The sequence below is a fragment of the Psychrobacter sp. 16-MNA-CIBAN-0192 genome (assembly GCF_040309565.1).
GTDB lineage: Bacteria > Pseudomonadota > Gammaproteobacteria > Pseudomonadales > Moraxellaceae > Psychrobacter.
In genome coordinates this window covers 1-241 of sequence record NZ_JBEOOX010000653.1, presented here as the reverse complement: position 1 = coordinate 241, position 241 = coordinate 1, and the positions used below count along the sequence as shown (strand labels likewise).

The following is a 241-nucleotide window of genomic DNA, read 5'->3' as shown; positions in this document are numbered from 1 at the left end:
CATCTCAGCTTGTCGATAATAAGTCGTCAAAACAACATTTTTATCCCCTTGCACAAAACCACGACTATCACGCTCCCGATTGCTAATATGACTTGATGCCACATAACCGCTTTGCTGATAGGTCAGATTCTCAATAGCGCTACTGCTCTCAACCACATCCTCTACTTTGAAGTCAGCTGCCGCCGTAATCAGTAACGTCTTACCTGCTATTTTGATATCAGCCGCTTGGCTATTAAGGGTC

Annotated in this window: 1 protein-coding gene; it reads right to left on the bottom strand. The window is 44.4% G+C overall.

The genetic code is table 11. The features are described 5' to 3' along the window. On the bottom strand, positions 1–241 hold a 241-nt coding region (locus tag AAEY78_RS14735; protein ID WP_352340218.1), incomplete at both ends, for a hypothetical protein.